Consider the following 23,051-nt stretch of genomic DNA (forward strand, 5'->3'; position numbering starts at 1 on the left):
CCCCCCCAAATCTGGGGGGCCCCTCCTCATTCCCCCCAGATTTGGGGGGCTAGGGGGGAGAAAAGCGTAAGTCCTATTAACTTTGAAATTTCTTCCAAAGAGGAGCTTGTGCTAGCGCTTCAGCATTAAGTACCATCAAAACTTCGTTATTCGCTGCAACTAAGTAACCCTGCAAATAAGGCATTATTTCTGGAGAGAACAATCCTATGGAAGGGACTTGTATTTGTTGGATATCGTGCAATTCGATATCGCTTATTTGCGAAACGACTAATCCTAGATATTGGTCGTTTACTTGGATAGCGATCGCCATCAAATCCCCCCCAACTCCCCCCTTACCAACAGAAAGTTCGCACAAGGCTGGAAATCCCATTAGTTGACCGATATCCACCAGCCACAGCATCTCCCCGCGCCAGTTGTAAATTCCCAGCACGCAACTAGGCATTTGAGGAACCGGCAGAATATCAGCCCCCAATACCCGCATTACCTGGCTGATAATATTAACGGGAAGCAAAGCTTTACCTTCTGAGCCTAGCTGAAAGCGTAAAAATTTCTCTGCCTCTGCGGAAGCTGCTGCTTTACGAATAGGCGCAACACGGGTAAGCGCGGAAACCTGTTTTACAGAATCAACCATACTTTTTAGTTATTGTTAATTGTTCATTGTTCATTTTTTAGTCCTTAGTCGATAGTGGATAGTACAAAAACAACTGACTAATGACTAATGACTAATGACTACTTCATTAGTTGTCGGATTGTACGCAGCAATTCTGTCTGCTCTACGGGTTTGGGCAAGTAGGCATCCGCACCTAACATATTAGCCCACATTTTGTCAACATCAGTATCTTTTGTGGAACACATGACTACTGGAATCTGGTTAGTCTCCGGATCGCTTTTTATTTCTCGGCACAGTTCAAACCCACTTTGACCGGGCAAGACGACATCAAGAATAATCAAGTTTGGCTTGTGTGAATGCAGTTTTTCGTGAGCCTCTTCACCACTCTTGGCAGTAACCACAGATAACCCAGCTTGTTGCAGGTAGGAAGTCATGACTTCCATGTCCGTCAAGCTATCTTCAACTACTAATACTGTACTCATACAATCCTCTTAAATGACGATTTGCAAGCGGTAATTTGAATTTTTAGATGGCAGATTTAAAATCTCAAATCTAAAATTCCCCATTACCTCTTTACAAAGCTTGATAGTGCAACAATGGAGGTGCAGACTCTGAAAAAGATGAAGAATTTAAGTGCTTTTGGAGGGCTGCCAGTACTTTTTGGGCTACTACCGGCTTAGCCAAAAAGTCAGTTGCCCCAACCATTTTGGCGCGAACTCGGTCAACTATACCGTCATTGCCGGTGAGAATAATAATGGGTGTGTTTTTAAAAGATGAAATTCTCCGGATCTGGGCGCAAATTTCGTAGCCGTTAGCAACTGGCATAACCAGATCTAAGAAAATTGCATCTGGTTTGTGTTGCAGCAGCAGGGGCAAAGCTTGCATGGAATCTTTGATACTGAGAAATCCATAGTTAGCTTTGTTAAGAATATCCTCCATTATTTGGCAGTCGAGTACGCTATCGTCTACGTATGCCACTAAGGGTCTACGTGATAAAACTGGTGGCCCAGGCGGTGAGGATAAGGGTCTAGCTGATGAAACTGGCGGTTGGGGCGGTGCAGTAGGGGGGATGCGTGCTTCTTCCCGGCTTGTTTGCGATGAGATTGTGGGGGTTGTGGCGGTTATGGGGGTTACGGCTTGTTGAGGCACGTCCGTAATTTCTACCAGTCCGATGATTTTTTTGCGGATATAGGGGAGGAGCGATCGCACTAACAAAAGTAAATCTTGCTTAATAAAAATCGACAAATCTCTCAGACTATGTTTTCCGTCAATCACCTTTACCAGGGTTTGATAAACGCGGGGTGAGGCCAGCTTTTGCAGTTCCTCTGGTTGTTTGAGTACAGGAGCAAAATTTGGAGATAAATTCCCTAAACCAGCTTTGCACCAGGTTTCCCAAACCTGTTGGGACTCTTGGAGAGCTTGTGCTGGGTTCATTAAGGTTAGCGACGCATCCAACACATCTTCTCGATCGACAGTGAATGTTAGCGGCTGTTTCTCCTGGTGCTGTAGAATATCGAATAATACTTCCGCTACGGCGCTCTTGATCGCAGCCACAGCTTGTTCCCCTGCGATCTTCTGCCGCTTCACCAAAACAGTCAGAACTTGATACTCCCAGTATCTAGATAGTTCTGTCTCTCGGAGGCGGACACCATTAGGAGGTATCTGGGGGCAGTATTGAGTCAGAAGCCGGTTCCACCTTCTGTGCAGATGTACTCCCCCGGTAGCCCAGACAAGGCGACCAAGACAAAAGTAAAGGCTCCAAGTAGTTGCTCCCTGTATATCAAGCCTCCCAGTGAATTGCCTCTGGCTATAACTTTGAATTTGGTCGCTCAGCTTGTCAGTAGCTAAATTGTTGGTAGTCATCCTGGTTCCCTAGAAGCATTTCGCAAAGATTTAGTGTGATTTAAATTACATATCTTTATCTTACTTTTGCTGGATTGCAAAAAACTAAAAGTTATAAATCTTAAAAAATCCTTAACAAAACAACAATATCAGTTGTAAGTGAGAGGGCAGCTTACTTTTAATTTTAAAGATCTTAATATTAAGCTATTATTAAACCTAAGTGTTTACCCTTAGATTACACGCTCAAAACACTGCTGTGAGCAATCAACCCAGAATTCCCGATGCTGAAACTAGGGCGCGTTCTGTTACCCGCTTGCGTGAAGTAGTGCAACGCATGGACAGAAATATCGCTGAATTAGATGAATTTATTGCCCGTTTAGAAGCGGAAAATAGTCGCTATTTTGAAGCAGCACGTCAAAGAGGAAACGCCTTGCGTTTAGCTGCACCAAACCAGGAGAATTGATAGAAATTTTGCAGCAGATCATATCGGCATCATAGACAGGGAAACGACCGATCGCGGAAATCTGCTCTTTAATGCTGGCAAAACCGGACAAGGGAGTTGTTCCTGCAAATTCTCCGGTTTGCTCCAGGTGAAAGGCGCTGATGACGCGGCAGACATCCACAGCAAACGCTTCGCCCGCGTCATAGCAACGTAAAGAAGACGAAACTCCTCAGCTGTCTTGAGATATCCGGCTTGTTCCCAAGCTTGGGCCACTTCTGGTAAGGGAAATTCACCGTGAAGACTAGCACGAATTTGGGCGCGGGCTACTTCTGCCAAAGTAAAGTCGCCCAGAAACTGAGACGGTGCTGGTATCCGCAGACTACCGGGAATCATTGAGGCGTGTAAAAACGGGATAAAAACGTAATCCCAATCTAGCCCTTTGGCTTTGTGCATCGTGATGATGGTCAGCTTACCAGGTTGAGTAAATTGGCTCTCGTTGCCTTCAGTATCAACTGGTTCAAATCTTTCTGAAGTGACAATTTCGCTCAGCGCGTCCAGAGTAGCAGTCATAGAACTGTTACTCGCTGTTTGTCGGAATATCCGTTCGGCTAATTTGTCGGCGGTAGCAAGTTCCGTTTGGTCATAATTCAAAGCTAAAGCTAGGAAGGTAATCAGTTGGTAGTGGGGCAACTCAATTCTGGCGCGGAGTAACTTAGTACAGAAGCTACGCGCTTTAAGGACTACCTCTGTTTGGGGTGGGTCGAGGGGGCCTGGGTAGAGAAACTGCTCTGGTAGACTGGCGAGGGGGTTGAGATCTTGTGGGGGTATCAGTTGACGTTCTACCAGCACTTCTAAGGCGGCTTTTAAGTGGTCGGGGGAATGGGGCCGATCGAGGAATTGCAGCAGAAAGAGGATTTCTGCTGGAACTTTTGTATAGAGAGTCTGCTGGATGACATCGAATATATCTATCCGATTTCCATATTCCTGTCTTAGCTGTTGGGCAACAAATCTTCCTTGGTCGTTTGTCCGCACTAAAACTGCTGCCGATCCTACCCCACTCTCCTTGTTAATAGGGGCTAATAATTCGATCGCCCGATCGCCAATTAGTTTGACTGTGTGATGAATATCGTCAGGAGTATAGATTTCCAGACCGCGACCGACTGGGGCAGGGTTAGCATCGGGTTGGGGGTCACCTGCTGTAACTGGGAGAATTTTCTGGGGGCGAAAAGGTTGGGCTGTACCTGCCAATTGGGAGTTATTTACCCAGTCGAGGACAAAGTTAGCCGCATCGATGATAATCTGGCTGCTGCGACCGGCTCGATCCATTGTCGCCAGTCGGTTTTCGGCTTTGCAGGCTTCACAAAAGTCGCGGAAATACTTTGGATCTGCGGGAGTGAAAGTGGAGTTAATTGCTTGATTTGGGTCGCCAACTCGCACCAGATTGATTTGGGATTTTTCCGCTTCTGGGTTAGTGGCGAGAATCTCCAGTAATCGGGTCTGGAGGGGAGAGGAGTCTTGCGCTTCGTCTTCAAAGACGGCAAATACTTGGTTTTGCCAAAGACGGCGGGCGTTTTCGTTCTCCAGAACTCGCAAGGCGGCGAGAATCATTTCGTCGTAGTCGATGAAGTCGCGCGATCGCAATAAGTCCTGATAATTTTCGTATAACCCAGCTGCTAGAGCTAAAATTTCATATTCATCCCTAGTCTCAGTACTCAATTCCCACAATTTTGCTGGCAAGTAACCAGAACTTTTTGCTTCGTGAATTACCGTTTGAGCCAGTGAGGGCAGGACTTCTGTGCGTAAAACCGACTGACGACGCAATCGCTCGGTTTCCTCTCCATCAAATTGCTGTCCTTCTACCAAAACTTGATATCTGCGCGGATTGGCGGCAATCCACCGTTCCACCGCAGTCCGAATTAAGCGGTGACTGCGATCGGGCGTAACTATAGTAACGTTATCTAAATTCAACCCAGATAGTTCTGGATGACGGTTGGCAATGTTCAGCGCTAAGCCGTGCAATGTATGGACAACAAAGCCTACTTGTGCTAAAGATAATTGCTCGCGCAGATATTTGCGGATTTTGGCTTTGATATTGGCGGCAGCTGAACGGGTAAAGGTGACGACGACTAGCTGGCGACGGTTATGCAGTTGGTTACGTGCGATCGCTAAAGCCGCCGCACCCGCCATCCCCGTAGATTTACCCGCACCGGGAACCGCAGAAACCGCCAGCGGGCCACCCCGCCAGTCTGCCATTTGTCTTTGTCCTTCCCGCAGACTATTACGGATAAGTTGTAAAGCTTCTTCTTTGTCAAAAGTCATTAGTATGTCTAAGTTATAAATTGGTAGGGGCGGGTTTAGCAGATAACGCTTCTATGAAACAGACAATCTCTCGGCAAAACCCGCCCCTACTTGATATGACCGCCGATCGCTAGCTTAAAATCAGAGTACAACCCACAGTGTAAAAATCCTCATGGAACTGTTGCACCAGCCGGAAGATATCGTTGCCGAACGGTATCAGATTGTCAACATTTTAGGGCAAGGTGGAACGGGGACGACTTACGAGGCCGAAGATCTGCAAACTCGTAAGCGGGTGGCGATCAAAGGGCTGTCCCTAGACCGCATGGCTGACTGGAAAGTTTTAGAATTGTTTGAAAGAGAAGCCAGCGTCCTTTCCCACTTGAATCATCCCGGCATTCCTTGTTATATAGACTATTTCCAGGTGGAAAGGCCGAATAACCATAGTTTCTACCTAGTGCAAGAATTGGCAGAGGGCCGATCGCTCTTTTCTTTGGTGCAAAGCGGATGGCACGCAACGGAAAAGGATGTTCGGCAGCTAGCTAGCCAAATTTTGGATGTTTTGAGCTACCTGCACCAACTTACCCCACCAGTTATCCACCGAGATATCAAACCTCATAACATCGTTCGGCGCGAAGACGGACAAATATTTTTAGTGGATTTTGGTTCGGTCAAAGCCACTTATCAGAATACAATTACTGCTGGCAGTACGGTAGTCGGCACTTACGGCTACATGGCACCAGAACAGTTTCGGGGACAAGCTTTCCCAGCAACCGATCTGTATGGCTTAGGAACAACTTTACTCTATGTGCTGACTCATCGATCGCCCTCGGAATTTCCTTCTCGCCAACTCAAGATTAATTTCCGCTCTCAGCTACCATTTTCATCTGAGTTCGCAGACTGGTTGGAAAAGCTGCTGGAACCCGCAGTGGAAAACCGATTTTTGTCAGCTAAGGAAGCACTCTCAGTGCTAAAGGGTGAGGGAGTTCTCGTACCGATACACCGCCGACCCGCTGGCACTCGTGTCGCCTTTACTAAAACCCAGAAGCGTTTAGTGGCAGAACTTCCCCGTAATGGATTGGGATACAGGGATGTGTACAATTTAATTTCTGCGCTGATTTCGCTGGTAATGTCATTTTTCTTCTTCTCTTTCCTGCCCTTAATTTTCTTTAGCCCATTTTTCTGGCTTTTTCCGCTTGGTGCAATTATTGTGAGTATGTTTGGGCTGGCAAAGCTCCAAGAAATCGTGTTTAAATTACTGGGTCGCACAAAACTGGAAATTGATAGGCAAAACTTCCGATTGCGATGGTCGTTATTAGGAATGTTCTACCAAGTCCAGGGACGCACCCAAGACATCGATCGCGTAGAATTGAGTAAATTTGTGCGACCGGAGGATGAGTGGTATGCCAAATTGAAAGGGGAAACTCCTCAACCAACAATAGCCTGTACCTTGGTGGAAGGAGTTCGCACCCACCGTTTCGCCTGCTGGCTAACGCCGATCGAGAAAGACTGGTTAACGCAGGAAATAGCCGCTTTCCTGAAAAAACCGCTAGCAATTCGATGAAATTCTCTCGCCATTACCTGGGTTTGGCTTTAGCTATAGTTGTGGGAACTACCCTCAGATTCTGGAATCTGGACTTCAAGCCATTGTGGTTGGATGAAGTAATTACCGCTTTGTTCACTTTGGGAAGATCTTACCATGATGTAATACTAGATGTGGTTTTTCCCGTCAACCGCCTAGAACAAATCTTTACTTTCAATCCCGCTACGAGTTGTGGGGAAATTGCCCGCACTCTTGCTACCCAGTCTACTCATCCACCCCTGTTTTTTTGTCTGATACACGCTTGGTTAAAGGCATCTCTGTTTGGTTCAGTTAAACATGGGTGGGTGTGGATATTGCGATCGCTACCGGCTTTATTTGGAGTAGGTGCGATCGCAGCCGTTTACTGGCTCAATAGAGTTGCCTTTTCCCCAAAAGCCGGACTAATGGCAGCTGCTTTAATGGCTGTCTCTCCCTTTGGCGTCTACATTTCCCAAGAGGCACGTCATTACACCCTTCCGGTACTGCTGATTACGTTATCTTTATCAGCACTGATCCAAATTCAGCAAGACCTTCAGCGACAGAAATTGCGATCGCTTGTTTGCTTAAGTTGGGTAGCATTTAACACCATTGGTTTATACGTCCACTACTTTTTTATCATTGCCTTACTCGCTCAGCTAGCTACCATACTGGTGTTTATTTATAACGCAAAAATTAAAAGTCTTCGTTTTCGGCTTTTGGCTTTTGGCTTTTGGCTTTTACCTTTTATCTTCTTCATCCCGTGGTTGCCAGTGTTATTGGGGCATTTTGGGCGTCCCGAAACCAGTTGGGTACCGCCGCCAGAGAATATTGCGCCTCTATACCAAACCCTGGCGGCTTGGTTGCTGATGGTGATTGCCTTACCTGTAGAAAACCAACCTCTGTGGATTGCGATTCCTCTCAGTTTGCTGATGCTTGTGTTTGGCAGTTGGCTGGGATGGTACGCCTTTCAAGGGGTGAGACAATTATGGCGCAATTCGGCAACTCATCTGGCTACCTTGACTCTGGGGATTTTTATCCTTTTTGTGTTGTTGCAATTTTTCGCGATCGTATATCTGTTGGGTAAGGATATCACTATTGCTCCCCGCTATAACTTTGTCTATTACCCAGCTATCTGCGCTTTACTGGGAGCCAGTCTCGTCAGTAAGGGAGCGGGGGAGCGGGGGAGTGGGAAACGATCGGCAATTACCGATCGTCAATTTGCGATCGTCACTGTTTTATTGGTTGGGATTATCAGCTGTGTTTTTGTCGTTCATGATTGGGCTTTTCAAAAGCCATATAATCCCCAGCGAGTCGCGCAAGATATGCTAAGCGAGCCAGCTTCTCCGCTTATGGTTGTGATGGGATACGACGATTCTCAGGATATGGCTTTGGGACTTAGCTTTGCTTTAGCGATTCATAAATTTGATTCAGATAAATGTAAGATAACTGCAGAAGCTTGTCCAAAATTTGCTTTTTTTAATCGATCTTCTGGCTACGATTCAGTTTGGCAAAACTTATCCCAACTACCTACACCATCAACACTTCCGCTTTCTTTGTGGGTAGTTGCCCCAGGACTCAGACGCCGTGACTATCCTCCGCAGCTAGCACTTTCTAGCCAAGCAACTTGCACTATTGACCCCGACGAGTACCACCGCATTGGTATTCCCTATCAGCTTTATCGTTGTCAATAGTCGATCGCACTTCTTAAATTAACTAAAACTCAACCAGCTAAAAACTGTTTCCACCGTTAATTCTAACTCTATTCCCTTGAGAATCTGCAAACGATTCGATTTATAGCTAGGGACTAGGGGCTAGGGGCTAGGGTAAGAAAGCTTTATTATCAAGGGTTTCAGGAATTAAGAATGCCTTGACCGCCTTGGCGGTTGCTATAATTATCAATTTAGTTTCTAGAACCCGAAATTTATTCCGTCCAATCTTCAATAACTAGACCCGGAATTAGCGAGAAATCCCGCTTGTTACGGGTCACCATTACCGCATTCACCGAAAGGGCAATTGCGGCAATTCGTAAATCTTTCTGGAGCCTTTTTTTATTAAGTTGCTTATTTTCTTTCAGCAGACGCTCATAACAATTGTAAGCCTCAGCATCAAAATTCAGTATCCTAACCTCATTAAAATATTCCAAATTTGTCCATAATTTGGTGTAAAGTCTCACTAAATCTGTAGATTCAGAAGCACCGTTAATTTTAACAATCCATCCGTTAAAAATTTCCTGCACTGTAACAACTGTAATAGCTAAGTTCGGAAAGACTTTATCTACCTTATAAGTTACAACCTTGTTTCCTTGGAGTAGATGGGAAACATGATCTGTATCAAGTATCCAAATTGTCATTATTTCTCTGATTATTAATAGTTTTATCACTAAAATTCAGTAATTTCATCATCGTTAGCTAAACGCTCTTTTCTAAGACTTTCTGCAATCTCAGCAAAGTCAGGATCATCCTGAAAAACTCCGGCAAATTTTACCCAAGGATTCTCCGGTTGTTTAGGGGGTTGCCATTCAATTTCTACTGGAATAATCTCTAGGTTTTCCAGACGAGTATGTAAAATTTCGTTCAATTTTTCTATAGCTTCTTCTTGCGTTGAAGCTTCTACTTGGCAGTTAGGGAGTTCCAGAAAAGATGCGCTTATTTTTGTTTCATTAGAGCGATCGAGCAAAATATGAAACTTCAGGGGAACTGACTGAGATATTTTTCCTGTTGACACTTTGCTAACCATAAATTCTTCATTAGCTCAAATTTCATTCAATTATAGCAGATAGTGGGGAATATGAGTTCTATTATGTCGATATCGCATAATACCCAGACAGAAACCGGGGTTTTCAGAAATATCTGGTTTGGAGCTAAAGCACCGACCGCAGCGCATTTTATCCTTGACAAAAACATCCTTTTCAGTTAGAATAAAACTTAATACTAAATATTTTAATTAATGCCCAATGAAACAAACAAATTTGCAGGAATTAAAGGAACAAATTTTGTTAGAGGAAACAGAGCCTCTAGCAATCGAATATAACGGACGCTTAGTTGGGTATTTTTATCCAGTGAGTGCAATGCCAAGTGCGATCGAGGAAATCGATCGCACTTTTACAAATTTAGTACAGCAATGGCGCAATGAAACAATAGGTATTTCCTCCACTACTGATTTAGTGATGCACCCTGCTTACCAACAAATTATTACGATGGGTCCAGTAGTAATTCCTCTGTTATTAAGGGAAGTCGAAAGAAAGTCTGGGCGTTGGTTTTGGGCTTTGTGTGAAATTACTGGAGAAGATCCAGTACCTTTAGAAAAACGGGGTAAAACTAAAGAGATGACTGAGTTCTGGCTAGAGTGGGGGAAAGCAAAAGGTTACAAATGGTAGGAAATAATCCTTGGATACAAAATATTAAAGAATGGATTGAACAAAATCATCCTAATTTAGTGACAACGGGATATCAAATTACCAGTTCAGACACAACTGATTATAATTGTATAGCTTGGGCTGCTGGAAGTACAGAAGAATGGTGGTGGCCAGATGCCAAAGGTGGAGACTACTGGCCACCTAATATACTACGAGAGGAATCCCTGACTGCTTTTATGATGGCTTATCAAACTTTAGGGTATGAAGTCTGCGATAACACTTTGCTGGAAGTTGGTTTTGAAAAAATAGCGATTTATGTTTTAGATGGAAAACCTCAACACGCAGCGAGACAACTTCCTAATGGAAAGTGGACTAGCAAATTAGGTCAGTATGAGGATATAGAACATAATTCTTTAGAGGGTTTAGAAGGTAGTATATACGGTGAAGTTTCTTGTGTGATGAAAAGGCGTTTGATTGAGCAGGAGTAATAAACTTTCAGCAAACTTTTGGACTTGGGCAGGGTTGTATAAGGAGTATTGTTGTTTGATGACACAAACTATATCGAGCTTGACAGCTTTTCTAATGAAACCAAACCATACCAATCCGCATTGTAAATAATCGGGCTTGGGGGTTCTTTTGCTTTAATTTTAAAGCGCTTTCTACCCAGTTGAATCGATGCCATATTCACCTGTTTCTGCATCAATTACGATCATTTTACCAAGATTTTCACTGGACTCGACTTGTTGGCGAATATCATTTTCATAAATTTGTTGGGCTTTGTGGGCAACTTCTTCAGCCGTCCAAAAAATAGCTTGCATGGTTATTTTACACTAGGGTTTGCAGTTGGTAATTCTTAATTTTAGTATTTATTATAACATAATTTTAGCATCTGGTTATTTTTTTAACCAAGTTTGAATCGCCCCTAATAAATTATCCTGACTGGGGGGAAAACCGCGCAAACGTGCTTCGAGGGGTTCGTCGGTGATCCAGACGACGTACAAACCCACCTTAGTATCAGCGATCGCTCATATTTTGTTTTAGGCTAATTTAGAGATAATTTACGCTTAGAAACAACACAATCTTGCAAATAAAGGTTAATTAATTCCTGGGAAGATATACCTTCTTCTTGAGCCATCGTTTAGTATCAATAAAGCTAAGTTGCATTTGACCTCATTAACGTTCATAAATTTCTTCACGGGTGAGAAAACTATTGACTTTAATCGGGTTTTCTGTTAAAGTATTGATGATATCTTGGGTTTTAGTATTGAGTTGAGAAATGGCTAAATTATCGAGTTAATTTTTAGCTTTAAACGCCTCGATAATGGCTTGAATTTGTTCGACTTGTTCCGGTTTTAAGCCACTGGCATTAATAGTTTGGCTCATAGTTGATGTGGATTGATATGATTGGATGATTTGAACATAAATGCTTATTTTTGTATTCTAGCATAACTTATGAACAAGAAACCGGGTTTCTGAAGTTTCTGGAACGGTGCGAATTTTTCAACTAACTACTAATGAAACTTGGCTTCGATCGCAATTCTGGAATTTTTCCCACAAGTCAAACACGCGATCGAGTGCATCTCTTTCATCTAAAGAATGAAAGAGGATGAGACTGGCCCAGGATTGGGTAGTTTCTATTTTATATCTTGCTCTTAACCATAACAAAAACTCTTCAAATTCTTGGTCTTTTTCCGATTTGGGTAATCCGAGTTGATTTTTGGCGAGATCGTACCCGTAATAGAAGGACTGAAAATCAAAGATTGAGTACCGACTTAAATAGAGAGTGGGTCTTTTTTTGATTTCTGGTAAAAGGTCATAAAAACTAATCATAGTACCTCTTTTCTCTGTGATGTTATTACTAAAACTGTTCTTTGTTTGTGAGATTAAGCTGATTGCCAGGGATAACGACTAAATCTTGTAACCATTGGTTTATTGGCTTTCCTTCATGGTACAGGTTATCGAAAACTTTTTCCACTCCTTCGATGTCGATCGCAATTCCTTCATGGAATCCATTGGTGGCAATCTGCTGATTTGTGTCATCATCGTAGATAATTCCTTATAATCCGTAGGCGGAAAGAGCCTCGACTCTGATATGTCTGCCTTTAATCTGCTGGGATTTCAAGTATGATTTAATAGCCGTAGCACATTGCAAACAGGTTCCTATGTCGTATTGTTCCGCGATCGCCCTAATTTCATCGATTTGGCGATCGGTAATTTTTTCATCTTCGTTACTCATTCTTGTAGTTGTTCGATAATTGGCTGATTCTCTAATTAGAGATAGATAATTTACGCTGAGAAACAACACAATATTGCAAATAAAGATTAATTAATTCTTGAGAAGATATACCTGATTCTTGAGCCATATTTTCAAAATATTCAATCACATCAATTCCTAGAGAAATAGTGACCTGTTTTTTTAACTGTTTGGCAAAAGGATTAGGTCTTTTTTTCATTTTGGAAAGATCGTATTCCGGTTCCATTGTTTTATCTCCTATATTCTTTACTTTCATTTTTAGTGGCTTTTCTTGCTGATATAATTCTAATGATAGAATCTTCTTATCGAAAACAATGAACTACAATTAAGATTCTCATTTTAGAGCTTATACCCAGAAGTAAAAAACGTTCTTCTTCTTGGGAGTGTTCTTCATCCCAAAATTGAAGGGCATAATCATCAAAGAAAACTGATTCAGCTTCTTCAAAAGAAATACCATGTTTTTGTTGATTAATTTTGTTTTTTTGCTCATCCCACTGAAAGGTTATTTTATTCATTCTGCAAAAACTTAATTGAATCTTTATCCTCAGTAATTAAACAATCTTTGGGAATTTTGACAATAGCCATCTATTGATGCTCGTGTGAGGGTAATGATTCAATTATAATTCAACTTACTTCCTACTCCACACATACCTTTGACAAACCGACTTTGCTCCTATTTTACATCATCCGCAGGCGATCGCGCCCTACCTGTAAAACAGGCATTCTACCTGTTACATAACTTCACAAAATACAAATCATTGAGAATTGTTCGCCTCTTGACAAACTTTTAATTTCTGTTTTTCCTCTGGACGGGTAGCTAAATATTCCTTTAACCAGTCACACCCTGTAGCTAATAATTCATTTAAGTTTTGATTGCGCCAAATAAACACTTTTCTACCTCCAGTAGCTATATATTTATCATCTGGGGAAAACACGATCTGACCTTGACCTTGTTCGGGAACAGTATATTTAGCAATTTGCTTTCCTGCTATATTCCAGACACTTAATTCATTACGATTACCCAAAAACCCAATCTGCTGACTATCAGGGCTAAAAGTTAATCTGCCAACAGATTGTTCTAATTTAATTTTACTAATTATTTTTCCAGACATATCCCATATTTTGATAAAATTATCTGTACCTGCTGTTGCTATCAATTTACTATCTGGGCTTAAATAAACACTCATAATCATTGCTTGATTATCCAACTTAACCACTTGATTATTCTTCATATTTCTTAAGTATAATTGCTTTCCTCGCTTTCTTTCCAGACTCCATGTTACCAAGTATTTACTATCTAGACTAAATTCACCTATGTCTTCTATATCTATTAACCTGTCAACCAAATTTCCAGAATTATCCCAAATTTTACCTGGCTCTGCTTCTTGAGGAATAGTAAGAATATATTTACCATCTGGGCTAACTACTACTCGCCAGACTCTTTCAGATAAGTCATTTTTCAATGGCTTGACTTGCTTAGTAGATAAATTCCATAAACGTAGTGGAAATGCTTTATTAATATTACGTCCTGCGTCAACATTTCCAATTGTGGCTATTTTGTTACCATCAAAACTAAAACTAAAACTTTTACCAAATTTAATCTTATCAAGAGAATTCAATACATTCTCTTCCTTACTAACATTTGTTTTTATTTCAGAAATCAAAGTGCCTGAAAGGTCAAATTTTTGGATACCTTCTTTCGTGACTCTGATGATCAGATTGCCATCAGGACTCATTATCGCAAAACTGTTGCGGAAATCAAATCTTTTAACTTCATTTTTTTGCAAATTCCAAATATCTAAGAACTCATTCTGGAAATAAGTAATCAAAATGTTTTTGCTATCCGCGCTAAACTGTAAATTATTCATTACTCTTTCTTTTTGACGATTTCCTCCTGAAGGGAAAGGGAATCCTTCTGTTTCGTAGATAATTGCTGATTCTTTAAAGTAAGGTTTGGCTACACCTAAAAATCTAATTCCATTGATCCCTGAAATAGCAATTATTTCACCGTCAGAGCTATAATTTAAGCTAAGACCAAACAATGGATTTATTGTTACTGTATTAGTTAGTTTACCCGATTTCGTATCATATAATTTCAGTAATCCTTCGCCCGGTATTACTGTAGCAATTTCTTGACCATTAGGGCTAAAACTAACATCCCCATGAACATTAGTACCAGGTATAAATGGAGAAAAAGCAAAATCAGCAATTTTTTTACCTGATGATTCCCAGAGTTGGGGTGTTACTCCAGCAATTTGCGATGAATTAACATCTGCCCCCAATGTTAACAGTTGCCGACCATTAGGACTAATAGCTATTTTAACAAGTCTAGTATTGACTTTAAATTCTCTAATCTTTTTCAAACTTTTTAAATTCCAAAACTCGACCATCCCCATAACGTTGCCAATGATAATTTCTTCGCTATTTGCAGTAAATTCTATACTCGTTATTTGTCCTCCAGTATTTGTTTTTAACTCCTTAACTTGCTTACCTAATAAATTGAAAAATCTTACCTCCAAAAAATTGCTTATAGCGATATACTGACTGTTTGGAGTGAATTTAACAGTATCACTAGCAGGATTACCAAAAGATTGTGTATTATAGATATGGGTAATTTTTTGACCAGTGAAATCCCAAATGTATAAGTTACCGTTTTCATTAACAGTAACAATGTATTTACCATTAGGACTCATCGCTAAATTGTAAATTTCTTTGTTCTCTGGTTCCTCCCATTCAGTAATTTTCTGCCCCGATAGATTCCAAATTATGACTTTACGTTCTCCTCGGCTAAAGGAAACAATTTTTTGACCATCAGGAGTAAAAATAGCTTTATTAATATCTTTGGTATCACTTTGAAACTCATTTTTCTCTCGAATATTAGCAGTAATAGTCTGTAAAGCCAACAAAGGGCTAGTTGTCGGATAATTTGCTAAAGGTTCACCATCTTTAACTAATTGTTTCAACTTCTGCCCTGCTTCCATCGCAATCATCAAGGCATTGATTCCACCTTCTCCTGATTGAAATTGACTCAAAGCTAAATTACCTAAACTATCAGTTTCACTAATTAGGCTTTGTCGTTCAGCGCGTTGCCATTGCCAGACAGCCCCCGTAGCAAAAATTGAAATAGCGACTAAACCACTGGTTAGACTTAAAATAGTACGGCGACGGATGCGATCGCGCAACCCCAACCCCAACTGAATAAACACCCGTTCCGCCGGACTGATATCCCCCAAACGTTGCTGCAAATACCCCTCCGCCTCTCCCAACGGTGCTACTTGCAACAAATAACCCTCCTTATTCTCATTCCTTTCCCATTCCCCCAACGCCTCCTGTAACCGCTTTTTCCATCTCAAAAAAACATCATCTTCCTCAATCCATTTCTGCAAATCGGGCCATGCTTTAATCAAAGCTTCATGCACAACTTCCACCGTTTCTATCTCAGTCGTTTCATTGCGGTTACTCACCACTAAACGCGCCGTCGCCAAACGACTCACCAAATCCCAATTTCCTTCCCCCACCTCAGCGCGAGTCGCCAGTCGGCGGATGTATTTTGTTCCTTCTGGAGAAACTAACTGGAGAAAAATTCGTTTTACTCGTTCCCTATCTGCCTTTTCCAACTCATCATAAACTCGTTCTGCGTGTCTGCGGAGAGCATTTTTCACCCCACCAATATCATCATAAACTTGACGAGTCAGCCAACCATTTTCCTGCTTATTCCACATTTCGGTAAGCGCAAATTCCAACAATGGCAAATAACCCGGTTCGTTGCCAACATCATTCAGAATATGCTCTGTCAATCCCGCCTCTAAATATACGCCCCGTTTCTTTGCAGGTTCTTCAATTACTGTTTGCAATTGCTGTCGTTCCATCGCGCCGATAAATTCCGATTTCCAGCGCTGCAACTCCTCCCTCAAAGGATTATAATCTATTGCTTGTCCGAGAAAATCAGCCCGCAGGGTAAGCACCAACCTGAAAGCAGAAACATCCCGCACCGCCGACAACAAACAATCTAAAAATTTCTGATTCGGATAGCTATAAATTTCCTCAAACTGGTCAACTACTAACAGCACAGTCCGAGATTCACCAATGCTTTTTAGCACATCCGAAAAACTGCGAATTCCCTCTTGCAAATCAGTCGCCAATTGTTCCGGTAAACGCAGCGCTTTTGCCAGATTCTCGAAAGGAGTAGCACCCGGACGCAAGCTAGCAATTAACCAATTTTCTTTCTGACGCAAACGAGGAATTAAACCCGCCAATACCACCGAAGATTTCCCACTTCCAGAAGCACCAATTACCGCCACCAGCTTTTTATCTTCCACAACTTTTACCAGGTGATTAGTAAAACTTTCCCGTCCAAAAAATAATTCCGCATCTTCTTCCTGAAAAGCCGACAAACCGCGATAAGGACAAGCAGGAATTACTAAATCGTTCCACCGCAAAGGTTTAACGGCGGGATTTTGACAAATTACAGGTAAATTGCTCGCACAGGGAAACACTTTCTCTAAAATTTGCAGTCGTCGCCGCGCTTCTCTCACCGAAGCATACAAGGAATTATACTGAGTAAATTCTTCCAGAAAATATTGCAGAAACCGAGGTGCAACTGCAACTGGCAATTCTTCCCGCATCACTATCATTTGCGGCAAATATAAATCTTCCCCTTCTGCTAAGGAGTGCGCTAAACCGAGTCCATCGCAGCAGTTGAAAATTGCCAGTTTCAATCCATTCTCAATCGCTTTCTTCAGGTGATTTCTTAACTCGGATATGGTGATTTTATCATCTTGATTAATCTTGATAGTTCCGGTTTTCCACTCATCCCCGCTTTCCCCATGTCCAACAAAGAAAATAATATCCCACCGTTGCTTCCACAGCGGTTCATCTAACTCTTCTCGTTTGGGTTGTTTGAGCCAAGTAACTTCTACATTCTTCCCCAAATTTTGAATCGCCTCTCCTTGGGATTCCACATCAGCTTGATAACCCAAAATTGCCAGAATCTTCACCCCATCTTTAGATATTGGGGAAAGTTGTTGCACCTGCTTAAAATTAGGCGAAGCGAAACCTATTTCTGTTTTATGAAATTCCCTGATTAAATCCCATTCTTGCCAAGGTAGTTTTCGCAACCAAGGGTTATCAGTCAGCAACAGGATGCGATTTTCCTCATTAGGATTTAAGTGATTTCGCAATAGGGATTCAATGGGGAGAAATGCCTTATCTTTGAGCCAAGCATTGAAGCTGTTTATCAAATCATCGGTTTCTCTTTTGAATGGCTCAAAATCATTGTCTTGGATATTCGCAGAAACATTAGTAAAACTAGGACGGCGCTGCAAAGGAAAGGTAGAAAAAGATGTGGCTATATTCCGATAAATTACCTGCCAATCGCGATATTTTTCCAATAACTGTAAGTTATCAGCTAATTTCCCGGTGATTCCTGCAATGAGGCGATTATCTGAGGGCGATAAAAGTGGGGAGTCTTCCTCAATCTTCGCGTTGATGGAAAAACCTAAATTGAATTCACCTTGAATTTCTAAGCGGATTAACTTACCCATAACTCCCCACAGTTGATCGATAAATTTCAAAGGTTATAGCCCGTCAGCACGCCATTGATAGCCCGTCAGCCCGTTATTGATAGCCCACCAGCCCATCAGGTATAGCCCACCAGCCTGCCTGCGATTCAAATCGCAGGCTAATAGCGAAAGTCAGCCCGCCTGCGATTCAAATCGCAGGCTAATAGCGAAAGTCCGTTAAAACGGACTAAAAAAGCCGGAAATTAGTCGGTTAAAACCGACTTGGGCTATGAGCCTGGGAATTGATTCCCAGGCGGGCTGGAAGCGAAGTCAAATATCTTAAATAAATTTGCTGAAATTATACCACAAAATCTTCCGTAACGCTAGCCTCTCCTAAAGCTAATTTAATCCTAAATTCATCACCTGGGTTAGCATCAAATTGACATTGCATCAATATATCAGCACTTCTAGCAGTCACCTCCTCAAAAACTTCGCCTTCAGATAACACAATCAATTTGAGATTTGCTGGCAAATAATTATCTTCGCCACTGGGATAAACTTGCATCCAAACAGATACATTATTTTCGCTTCCTCTGGTCAGGTTAATGACCAAGATAACGACATGACTAATTAAGTCTACTCTAAGGTTAAAAAGTTTAGCACGTTTGGTGCGATCGCTCCACACTGCCGGACGTAATTGTTGCGGAGTAAGCAATTCTTCCACAGCTTGCCATCCCGATGCAAATATTCCTTCAAACCATTGCGTTAAACTTGGCTGTATTTGTAAATCGGAAACTGTAAAACCCAACAATTCACTTAATTCTCCCCTTTGATAACAGTCTCTAATTCTCTGATAGTATTCATCCGAACTTTGTAAACCTATAATAATACTGCCCGGTTTAACGTATTTAACAATAATCATACCCTTACCCACATTTTCAAGTTTTGCCATGATATCAGGTAAAATTTTATTTTGAAATTCTGACAAATCATTTATTTCTACTTCGATAAGCTTCAATTCCCAAGATTGAATTTTAGAAGATGGGTTTTTCTTATATGATTTTTTCTCTAGCCATTCTTGAAAGAACTGTCTAATTTCTCTTTTCTCCTCCTCGCTATTAGTTTTATTTTTCTCAGCAAAGGCTTCAGCTAATTTCGCAATGATTTTTTCAGTTGGTTTCAAAATAGGCTTGTTCGCAATTCTACTAATATGATTATCTTCAAGACCACTATATTGAGCTAATTCAAAAGCTGACTTGAAGTTTTTTGATGTGTAAAAATCCCTGAAAGCTTTAGTAAACTCAGGCCAATTCCCTTCAGCAAACTTAGGCATAGCGATAAAAGTCCTTTAACTTTTTGTTTTGACAGCAGGTGAGACACCTATAAGAGTGTATTACCTCATATTATCCAAAATGAGGTAATACACCCTCACGATCGAATCTGGTAATCTCAAATTATCAGATTAACCATGTGAATTGCTAGAGGCAATGTGCCAAACCATAGATAAGCCTACTACGGCTCCCAATACGCCTCCAACAGTGCCACCAATAGGGCCACCAATAGCAGTCCCAATCATAGCACCAAGATTAGTCGGCATAGAAAAAGCTGCTTGGTAAGCTTGGGCTTCTGGACTTGTATGGATGTCAGACATACTTTTTTCCTCGCTGTTTAAAGAAATTAGAGATTAGTGAAAAACTTAAAGGATGAATAACCTTTTTGCTTCACAACTCTAATTTAGTAAATTTCCATATCTGTGTTAATTGAATTCAACTTGATTTTTCACAAATACTTGTAAGCCTTGTCAATTCACCCCATCAACCGCTTGAGCTAAATTTAGAAGATTCAAGTTGCATTCAGCTTGAATTCAGGGTGTTGCATTCAACTTGAATCTCAAAAAAAGCTTGGAATCCTTATAAATTGAAGGTTTAATGTAAATTCCTCCGTTCAATTACACAAAAAAAATTCTTGGCATACGATTGAAATGTCCAAAAATTTAGGAGGCTCAAAAAGGAAATGGCTCACGAATTTGAACCGCATAAATTCCGGGAATTTATGGAACGTGAAAAGTCTGAACATTTTCCGTTTCACGAACACACGAATCATGCTCACCCTCATCCCCCTCACCATGACTCCAATCATAACTGGGGTGATGATGATGACGATGATGATAACCCAGTAGTGCAGTTAATCGGCTTTTTTGTGAATTTATTTTCCTAAAAAGCGTCACCCTGCCCGAATTGTTTTGAGGATAGCTAGGAACCATAAATATCTGGTTTCCTAGTTTCCCTAAACTTTAGTTATTTGATGGGGAATCATCTTATGGAATTTTTGGTTGGAGTCTGGATTTGTTGCGGTGTTTGTTGTGCAATTATTGCCGAAAAGAAATATCGAGATCAAACCTTATGGTTTTTCTTAGGAATTCTCTTCGGCGTATTTGCTTTAATTGCGATCGCCTTATTACCCTCAGCTTAAAAGGAGTCATTCAATTATGAACAATAATGGTTTAGCCACTACCGCCGCAAGTGGTGCATTAGTCGCCGCTAAATTAGCCACCGTTACTGGTACAACTGCCACTGGTATTGCTACTACTACTGGTGGTATTGGTATCACTACTGTCGCTACAGCAGCAGGGACAGCAACATCAGTTGCAATTGCCCCAGTAGTTGCAGTAGTCGCTGTTGGAGCATTTATTTGGTGGTTAGTGAGTGATTAATTGTCACTAATTTAATTTGGTCAGCGGACTAATGAAAGGCTGCCGAATTAAATCGGCAGCGCTTTCCTGCAATTCTCCGATTGACTAATCACTACCTATTCATCAATTTGCCAAGGGTCTTTGGTGAGATTTTCGTCCAGAATTTTCTTTGGACGCAGGATGAGGAGAACTCGCCCAAGTAGGGATTCTGGGGGAGATTCTTCAAACCATTGCATTTGTAACAGTCCTTCTCGCTCAAGAATAAAATAGCTATTATCTTCCCAAAGTCTTGCGGCTCTATCTACGATCGCCAGAACTTCTTCTCCCAAGTTATTTTTCTGGTAGGGAAGGTCATTACTATTCCATAGAATCGCGATCGGATCTTCTGCACTCAAGATAACTTTCCAGCCGGGAACGGGAACCCACGCGCCCTCTCCAGAAAACTTGACAACCCGAAAAGGCCCAGTGTCCTCAAGAAAGGGGACAGCTTTTACGTCTTCGGCACTCAGGGGTAGTTTCCCCACTAAAGGCAGGATGCGGGGCAACTCTTCCTCAACTTCCAGTCGATAAATGGGCAACTGGGGCGCTGGACGACGGGATACTAAGGTAAAATCGGTGAGCAGTTTTTCGATCATCTGCCTAGCACTGTCGCTGCGAACAAATTTTAACCCGCTGGCAATCAAACGCGATCGCTCTTGCAAGTCTGATTGTTCGCGGGCATATTTCCAGTACTGATAAGCAAGGGCGTCGCCGGGATGATCCGTAAACCCAGATGGCAGGTTACGCAGCCAGGATAACTCTTTAATGGCTTTAGCCAAGTCCTTAGCCGCAAGGGAGTCCAGCTTGTGTTCCAACACGAAGGTGGCGGCAGCAGCGCGTTGTGGCTGAGTGAGAATGCGAAATTCGTACAGGGTATCGCTGCCAGTTTGTTGGAAATGCTCAAGCACCTCATCTGATACGACCGCATTCACCAGACTGGTGTAAACTTGGGAAGCGACGATGACTTGATTCTGCTGAACGGGTTCAAACCCAGTCTCCTGAAAAATCTTTTGCGGGTTACATCCTGCTTTTTGCAATTTTTGGCAAGCCTGTCCCCAGTAAACCCAGGTGCCTTCTTTGCGCCGGAGACTACGCAGTAAATCTTCAACCTCAGCGGTCACATCCGTTGGCTGCGGGTCAGGGTTAGAAGCATCTGGTCTTATATCGGTCATAGTTGGGAGGAGGAAAAAATTAGACGATTATTTGCTAGAACGCCACTTTTGGCTTCAAGAGAAGCGATCGACTGGGATTGCACCCGTCTTTTTCAAATTTAGCGCCATTGCGGTAATAATTTTCTTTAACCTGAAAACCTGATTATGGTAGACGCGGAGTTTACTAAAAAAAGAATTCCAGTTTTCTTATCTGCTGTGTGAATAACGATAATTGTTAGGATTCAGGCAGCCAATTGACTGCAAGGACTTTGCGGGATACCGCCAGTGTCGTTAGAGATCACGGCATCGCTCTCGTCGATCGGCTTTGATTAGCGTAAATGTATCAGTTTATTCAGATAGTATGGATAATGTCATCCCAGAGCTTGAGAGCATCCGGCGTCAACTTATGAGCTTAGAACGACGGAAGAAGCCCAAGATGCTGGTAGTAGACGATGAGCCAGATAACTTGGATCTGCTCTTTCGTACCTTCCGGCGAGATTTTAACGTCCTCAAGGCAGAAAGCGGTGTTCATGCCTTGGAGGTGCTGGCAGTTGAGGGCGAAGTTGCTGTGATTATCTCTGACCAGCGGATGCCTGAAATGAAGGGAACCGAGTTCCTCAGCAAAACCGTGCCCCAATTTCCCGACACGGTACGAATTATCTTGACGGGATTTACTGATATAGAAGATCTCGTAGACGCTATTAATTCTGGGCAGGTGTATAAATACATCACCAAGCCTTGGGACCCCAATGAACTAAAGGCGGTGGTACAAAGGGCGACAGAGACTTATGAAGTTCTCAAGCAACGAACGGAAGAATTGCGTCGGGCTCAAGCCCAAACGGCTTTGCTTTTGGCGGTAGTGCAGGTTGCCCAAGTAGCTTATACCGTAGAAGATTGTCTGGAGCCAATTGCAAACGCTTTTGGCGAAAATTTCCAGGCAGATGGCTGTATTTTGCAACTGGTGCAAAACAATTCTTTAAATTCGCCCCAAGGGATCTACAGTGCTGATACCCCAATGTCAAATTGGCTGGCCCAAGATCCGCTGGCTCTTGATGCGATCGCCACTAAGGAAATGCGGGTATCTGTGAATGTGCCAGCCGATACAAACTTATCTGCGCTCGAACACTACCCAGCCTCTGGAGTTCAGGCCCATTTAATCATCCCCATAACCCACCGTTCCGAAGTCCTAGCCGTTCTGTCTCTCCAATGGAAACGCCCTTTCCAACTGCGAGAAGATGAAATCAAACTAATCCATCTATCAGCCCAACAAATTGCCTTAGCTCTCTTAAGTACCCGCGCTGCTTAAGCA

General features: G+C 42.2%; 24 protein-coding genes and 1 pseudogene. 9 read left to right on the top strand and 16 right to left on the bottom strand.

The genetic code is table 11. The annotated features are described in order from the left end of the window. Positions 1-76: 76 nt before the first annotated feature. The 3 genes from LAY41_RS14950 to LAY41_RS14960 form a co-directional block, all read right to left on the bottom strand. On the bottom strand, positions 77-631 hold the full coding sequence (locus LAY41_RS14950) for a chemotaxis protein CheW (protein WP_249099125.1): 555 nt from the start codon (positions 629-631) through the stop codon (positions 77-79). A 98-nt stretch (positions 632-729) separates the two neighbouring features. Beyond that, entirely contained in the window at positions 730-1,092 is a 363-nt protein-coding gene (locus LAY41_RS14955; RefSeq protein WP_249099128.1) for a response regulator transcription factor, read from the bottom strand. Between the two features lie 91 nt (positions 1,093-1,183). Further along, positions 1,184-2,473 carry a response regulator gene (locus LAY41_RS14960; protein WP_249099131.1) on the bottom strand — a complete coding sequence of 430 codons (1,290 nt, stop codon included), beginning with the start codon at positions 2,471-2,473 and terminating at the stop codon, positions 1,184-1,186. A 235-nt stretch (positions 2,474-2,708) separates the two neighbouring features. On the opposite strand from LAY41_RS14960, the gene LAY41_RS14965 reads away from it, so the two are divergent. Next, positions 2,709-2,915 (top strand): hypothetical protein, encoded by a 207-nt coding sequence (locus tag LAY41_RS14965; RefSeq protein ID WP_249099133.1) that lies wholly within the window; start codon positions 2,709-2,711, stop codon positions 2,913-2,915. An 18-nt stretch (positions 2,916-2,933) separates the two neighbouring features. Here LAY41_RS14965 and LAY41_RS14970 read toward each other — a convergent pair whose 3' ends face one another. Further along, positions 2,934-5,213 carry an ATP-dependent helicase gene (locus LAY41_RS14970; RefSeq protein WP_249099136.1) on the bottom strand — a complete coding sequence of 760 codons (2,280 nt, stop codon included), beginning with the start codon at positions 5,211-5,213 and terminating at the stop codon, positions 2,934-2,936. A 151-nt stretch (positions 5,214-5,364) separates the two neighbouring features. On the opposite strand from LAY41_RS14970, the gene LAY41_RS14975 reads away from it, so the two are divergent. Together LAY41_RS14975 and LAY41_RS14980 are read left to right on the top strand one after the other, a co-directional pair. Further along, positions 5,365-6,753 (top strand): serine/threonine protein kinase, encoded by a 1,389-nt coding sequence (locus LAY41_RS14975; RefSeq protein ID WP_249099139.1) that lies wholly within the window; start codon positions 5,365-5,367, stop codon positions 6,751-6,753. Next, entirely contained in the window at positions 6,750-8,441 is a 1,692-nt protein-coding gene (locus LAY41_RS14980; protein ID WP_249099142.1) for a glycosyltransferase family 39 protein, read from the top strand. Before LAY41_RS14975 ends, LAY41_RS14980 begins: the two co-directional genes overlap by 4 nt. 230 nt (positions 8,442-8,671) lie before the next feature. On the opposite strand, the gene LAY41_RS14985 is transcribed toward LAY41_RS14980, so the two are convergent. Both LAY41_RS14985 and LAY41_RS14990 read right to left on the bottom strand, forming a co-directional pair. Beyond that, on the bottom strand, positions 8,672-9,100 hold the full coding sequence (locus LAY41_RS14985; RefSeq protein WP_249099145.1) for a type II toxin-antitoxin system VapC family toxin: 429 nt from the start codon (positions 9,098-9,100) through the stop codon (positions 8,672-8,674). 29 nt (positions 9,101-9,129) lie between these two features. Next, the gene (locus tag LAY41_RS14990; RefSeq protein ID WP_249099148.1) at positions 9,130-9,486 is read right to left on the bottom strand and encodes a type II toxin-antitoxin system HicB family antitoxin; all 357 of its coding nucleotides are present in this window, start codon (positions 9,484-9,486) and stop codon (positions 9,130-9,132) included. Positions 9,487-9,703: 217 nt separating this feature from the next. Between LAY41_RS14990 and LAY41_RS14995 the strand changes: the two genes are divergently transcribed. After that, positions 9,704-10,126, top strand: coding sequence for a hypothetical protein (locus LAY41_RS14995; protein WP_249099150.1), 423 nt, complete (start codon positions 9,704-9,706; stop codon positions 10,124-10,126). After that, positions 10,120-10,593: a DUF7689 domain-containing protein gene (locus LAY41_RS15000; RefSeq protein ID WP_249099153.1), complete on the top strand. Its 474-nt coding sequence runs from the start codon at positions 10,120-10,122 to the stop codon at positions 10,591-10,593. The genes LAY41_RS14995 and LAY41_RS15000 overlap by 7 nt, the downstream gene beginning before the upstream one ends. Positions 10,594-10,764: 171 nt before the next feature. Here LAY41_RS15000 and LAY41_RS15005 read toward each other — a convergent pair whose 3' ends face one another. From LAY41_RS15005 to LAY41_RS15040, 9 genes and pseudogenes are all read right to left on the bottom strand, one after another. Then, complete coding sequence (locus tag LAY41_RS15005; RefSeq protein ID WP_338022993.1) at positions 10,765-10,923, bottom strand: hypothetical protein; 159 nt, start codon at positions 10,921-10,923, stop codon at positions 10,765-10,767. A 75-nt stretch (positions 10,924-10,998) separates the two neighbouring features. After that, positions 10,999-11,112, bottom strand: coding sequence for an NACHT C-terminal alpha/beta 1 domain-containing protein (locus LAY41_RS32825; protein WP_420840322.1), 114 nt, complete (start codon positions 11,110-11,112; stop codon positions 10,999-11,001). 493 nt (positions 11,113-11,605) lie between these two features. Then, positions 11,606-11,935, bottom strand: a complete 330-nt coding sequence (locus LAY41_RS15010) for a hypothetical protein (RefSeq protein ID WP_249099156.1) — start codon at positions 11,933-11,935, stop codon at positions 11,606-11,608. A gap of 28 nt (positions 11,936-11,963) precedes the next feature. Then, a pseudogene (locus LAY41_RS15015) lies at positions 11,964-12,341 on the bottom strand (papain fold toxin domain-containing protein). Between the two features lie 31 nt (positions 12,342-12,372). After that, entirely contained in the window at positions 12,373-12,615 is a 243-nt protein-coding gene (locus tag LAY41_RS15020) for an antitoxin (protein WP_249099159.1), read from the bottom strand. Between the two features lie 46 nt (positions 12,616-12,661). Continuing rightward, a complete protein-coding gene (locus LAY41_RS15025; RefSeq protein WP_249099162.1) occupies positions 12,662-12,874 on the bottom strand; it encodes a BrnT family toxin in 213 nt (70 codons plus the stop codon). A 240-nt stretch (positions 12,875-13,114) separates the two neighbouring features. Beyond that, complete coding sequence (locus LAY41_RS15030) at positions 13,115-17,932, bottom strand: nSTAND1 domain-containing NTPase (RefSeq protein ID WP_249099165.1); 4,818 nt, start codon at positions 17,930-17,932, stop codon at positions 13,115-13,117. A gap of 286 nt (positions 17,933-18,218) precedes the next feature. Next, complete coding sequence (locus tag LAY41_RS15035; protein ID WP_249099168.1) at positions 18,219-19,193, bottom strand: DUF1822 family protein; 975 nt, start codon at positions 19,191-19,193, stop codon at positions 18,219-18,221. Between the two features lie 129 nt (positions 19,194-19,322). Then, positions 19,323-19,511 (bottom strand): hypothetical protein, encoded by a 189-nt coding sequence (locus LAY41_RS15040; protein ID WP_249099171.1) that lies wholly within the window; start codon positions 19,509-19,511, stop codon positions 19,323-19,325. Positions 19,512-19,873: 362 nt separating this feature from the next. Between LAY41_RS15040 and LAY41_RS15045 the strand changes: the two genes are divergently transcribed. From LAY41_RS15045 to LAY41_RS15055, 3 genes are all read left to right on the top strand, one after another. Beyond that, the gene (locus LAY41_RS15045; protein ID WP_249099174.1) at positions 19,874-20,077 is read left to right on the top strand and encodes a hypothetical protein; all 204 of its coding nucleotides are present in this window, start codon (positions 19,874-19,876) and stop codon (positions 20,075-20,077) included. 102 nt (positions 20,078-20,179) lie between these two features. Next, positions 20,180-20,332 carry a hypothetical protein gene (locus tag LAY41_RS15050; protein ID WP_249099177.1) on the top strand — a complete coding sequence of 51 codons (153 nt, stop codon included), beginning with the start codon at positions 20,180-20,182 and terminating at the stop codon, positions 20,330-20,332. A 16-nt stretch (positions 20,333-20,348) separates the two neighbouring features. Next, the gene (locus tag LAY41_RS15055) at positions 20,349-20,573 is read left to right on the top strand and encodes a hypothetical protein (RefSeq protein WP_249099180.1); all 225 of its coding nucleotides are present in this window, start codon (positions 20,349-20,351) and stop codon (positions 20,571-20,573) included. Positions 20,574-20,668: 95 nt separating this feature from the next. On the opposite strand, the gene LAY41_RS15060 is transcribed toward LAY41_RS15055, so the two are convergent. After that, on the bottom strand, positions 20,669-21,763 hold the full coding sequence (locus LAY41_RS15060; RefSeq protein WP_249099183.1) for a RuBisCO accumulation factor 1: 1,095 nt from the start codon (positions 21,761-21,763) through the stop codon (positions 20,669-20,671). Between the two features lie 340 nt (positions 21,764-22,103). Between LAY41_RS15060 and LAY41_RS15065 the strand changes: the two genes are divergently transcribed. Next, complete coding sequence (locus LAY41_RS15065) at positions 22,104-23,048, top strand: response regulator (RefSeq protein WP_249099186.1); 945 nt, start codon at positions 22,104-22,106, stop codon at positions 23,046-23,048. Positions 23,049-23,051 lie beyond the last annotated feature (3 nt).

This window comes from Argonema galeatum A003/A1, from assembly GCF_023333595.1.
GTDB lineage: Bacteria > Cyanobacteriota > Cyanobacteriia > Cyanobacteriales > Aerosakkonemataceae > Argonema > Argonema galeatum.

Excerpts from the sequence above, each read along its gene's own strand:
- LAY41_RS15055 (WP_249099180.1), top strand. The coding sequence starts at position 20,349 with ATGAACAATAATGGTTTAGCCACTACCGCCGCAAGTGGTGCATTAGTC.
- LAY41_RS15045 (WP_249099174.1), top strand. The coding sequence starts at position 19,874 with ATGGCTCACGAATTTGAACCGCATAAATTCCGGGAATTTATGGAACGT.
- LAY41_RS14985 (WP_249099145.1), bottom strand. The coding sequence starts at position 9,100 with ATGACAATTTGGATACTTGATACAGATCATGTTTCCCATCTACTCCAA.
- LAY41_RS15035 (WP_249099168.1), bottom strand. The coding sequence starts at position 19,193 with ATGCCTAAGTTTGCTGAAGGGAATTGGCCTGAGTTTACTAAAGCTTTC.
- LAY41_RS14980 (WP_249099142.1), top strand. The coding sequence starts at position 6,750 with ATGAAATTCTCTCGCCATTACCTGGGTTTGGCTTTAGCTATAGTTGTG.
- LAY41_RS15025 (WP_249099162.1), bottom strand. The coding sequence starts at position 12,874 with ATGAATAAAATAACCTTTCAGTGGGATGAGCAAAAAAACAAAATTAAT.
- LAY41_RS15005 (WP_338022993.1), bottom strand. The coding sequence starts at position 10,923 with ATGCAAGCTATTTTTTGGACGGCTGAAGAAGTTGCCCACAAAGCCCAA.
- LAY41_RS14950 (WP_249099125.1), bottom strand. The coding sequence starts at position 631 with ATGGTTGATTCTGTAAAACAGGTTTCCGCGCTTACCCGTGTTGCGCCT.
- LAY41_RS14955 (WP_249099128.1), bottom strand. The coding sequence starts at position 1,092 with ATGAGTACAGTATTAGTAGTTGAAGATAGCTTGACGGACATGGAAGTC.
- LAY41_RS14975 (WP_249099139.1), top strand. The coding sequence starts at position 5,365 with ATGGAACTGTTGCACCAGCCGGAAGATATCGTTGCCGAACGGTATCAG.
- LAY41_RS15065 (WP_249099186.1), top strand. The coding sequence starts at position 22,104 with ATGGATAATGTCATCCCAGAGCTTGAGAGCATCCGGCGTCAACTTATG.
- LAY41_RS15050 (WP_249099177.1), top strand. The coding sequence starts at position 20,180 with ATGGAATTTTTGGTTGGAGTCTGGATTTGTTGCGGTGTTTGTTGTGCA.
- LAY41_RS14970 (WP_249099136.1), bottom strand. The coding sequence starts at position 5,213 with ATGACTTTTGACAAAGAAGAAGCTTTACAACTTATCCGTAATAGTCTG.
- LAY41_RS15000 (WP_249099153.1), top strand. The coding sequence starts at position 10,120 with ATGGTAGGAAATAATCCTTGGATACAAAATATTAAAGAATGGATTGAA.
- LAY41_RS14995 (WP_249099150.1), top strand. The coding sequence starts at position 9,704 with ATGAAACAAACAAATTTGCAGGAATTAAAGGAACAAATTTTGTTAGAG.
- LAY41_RS15020 (WP_249099159.1), bottom strand. The coding sequence starts at position 12,615 with ATGAAAGTAAAGAATATAGGAGATAAAACAATGGAACCGGAATACGAT.
- LAY41_RS15010 (WP_249099156.1), bottom strand. The coding sequence starts at position 11,935 with ATGATTAGTTTTTATGACCTTTTACCAGAAATCAAAAAAAGACCCACT.
- LAY41_RS15060 (WP_249099183.1), bottom strand. The coding sequence starts at position 21,763 with ATGACCGATATAAGACCAGATGCTTCTAACCCTGACCCGCAGCCAACG.
- LAY41_RS15040 (WP_249099171.1), bottom strand. The coding sequence starts at position 19,511 with ATGTCTGACATCCATACAAGTCCAGAAGCCCAAGCTTACCAAGCAGCT.
- LAY41_RS14960 (WP_249099131.1), bottom strand. The coding sequence starts at position 2,473 with ATGACTACCAACAATTTAGCTACTGACAAGCTGAGCGACCAAATTCAA.
- LAY41_RS14990 (WP_249099148.1), bottom strand. The coding sequence starts at position 9,486 with ATGGTTAGCAAAGTGTCAACAGGAAAAATATCTCAGTCAGTTCCCCTG.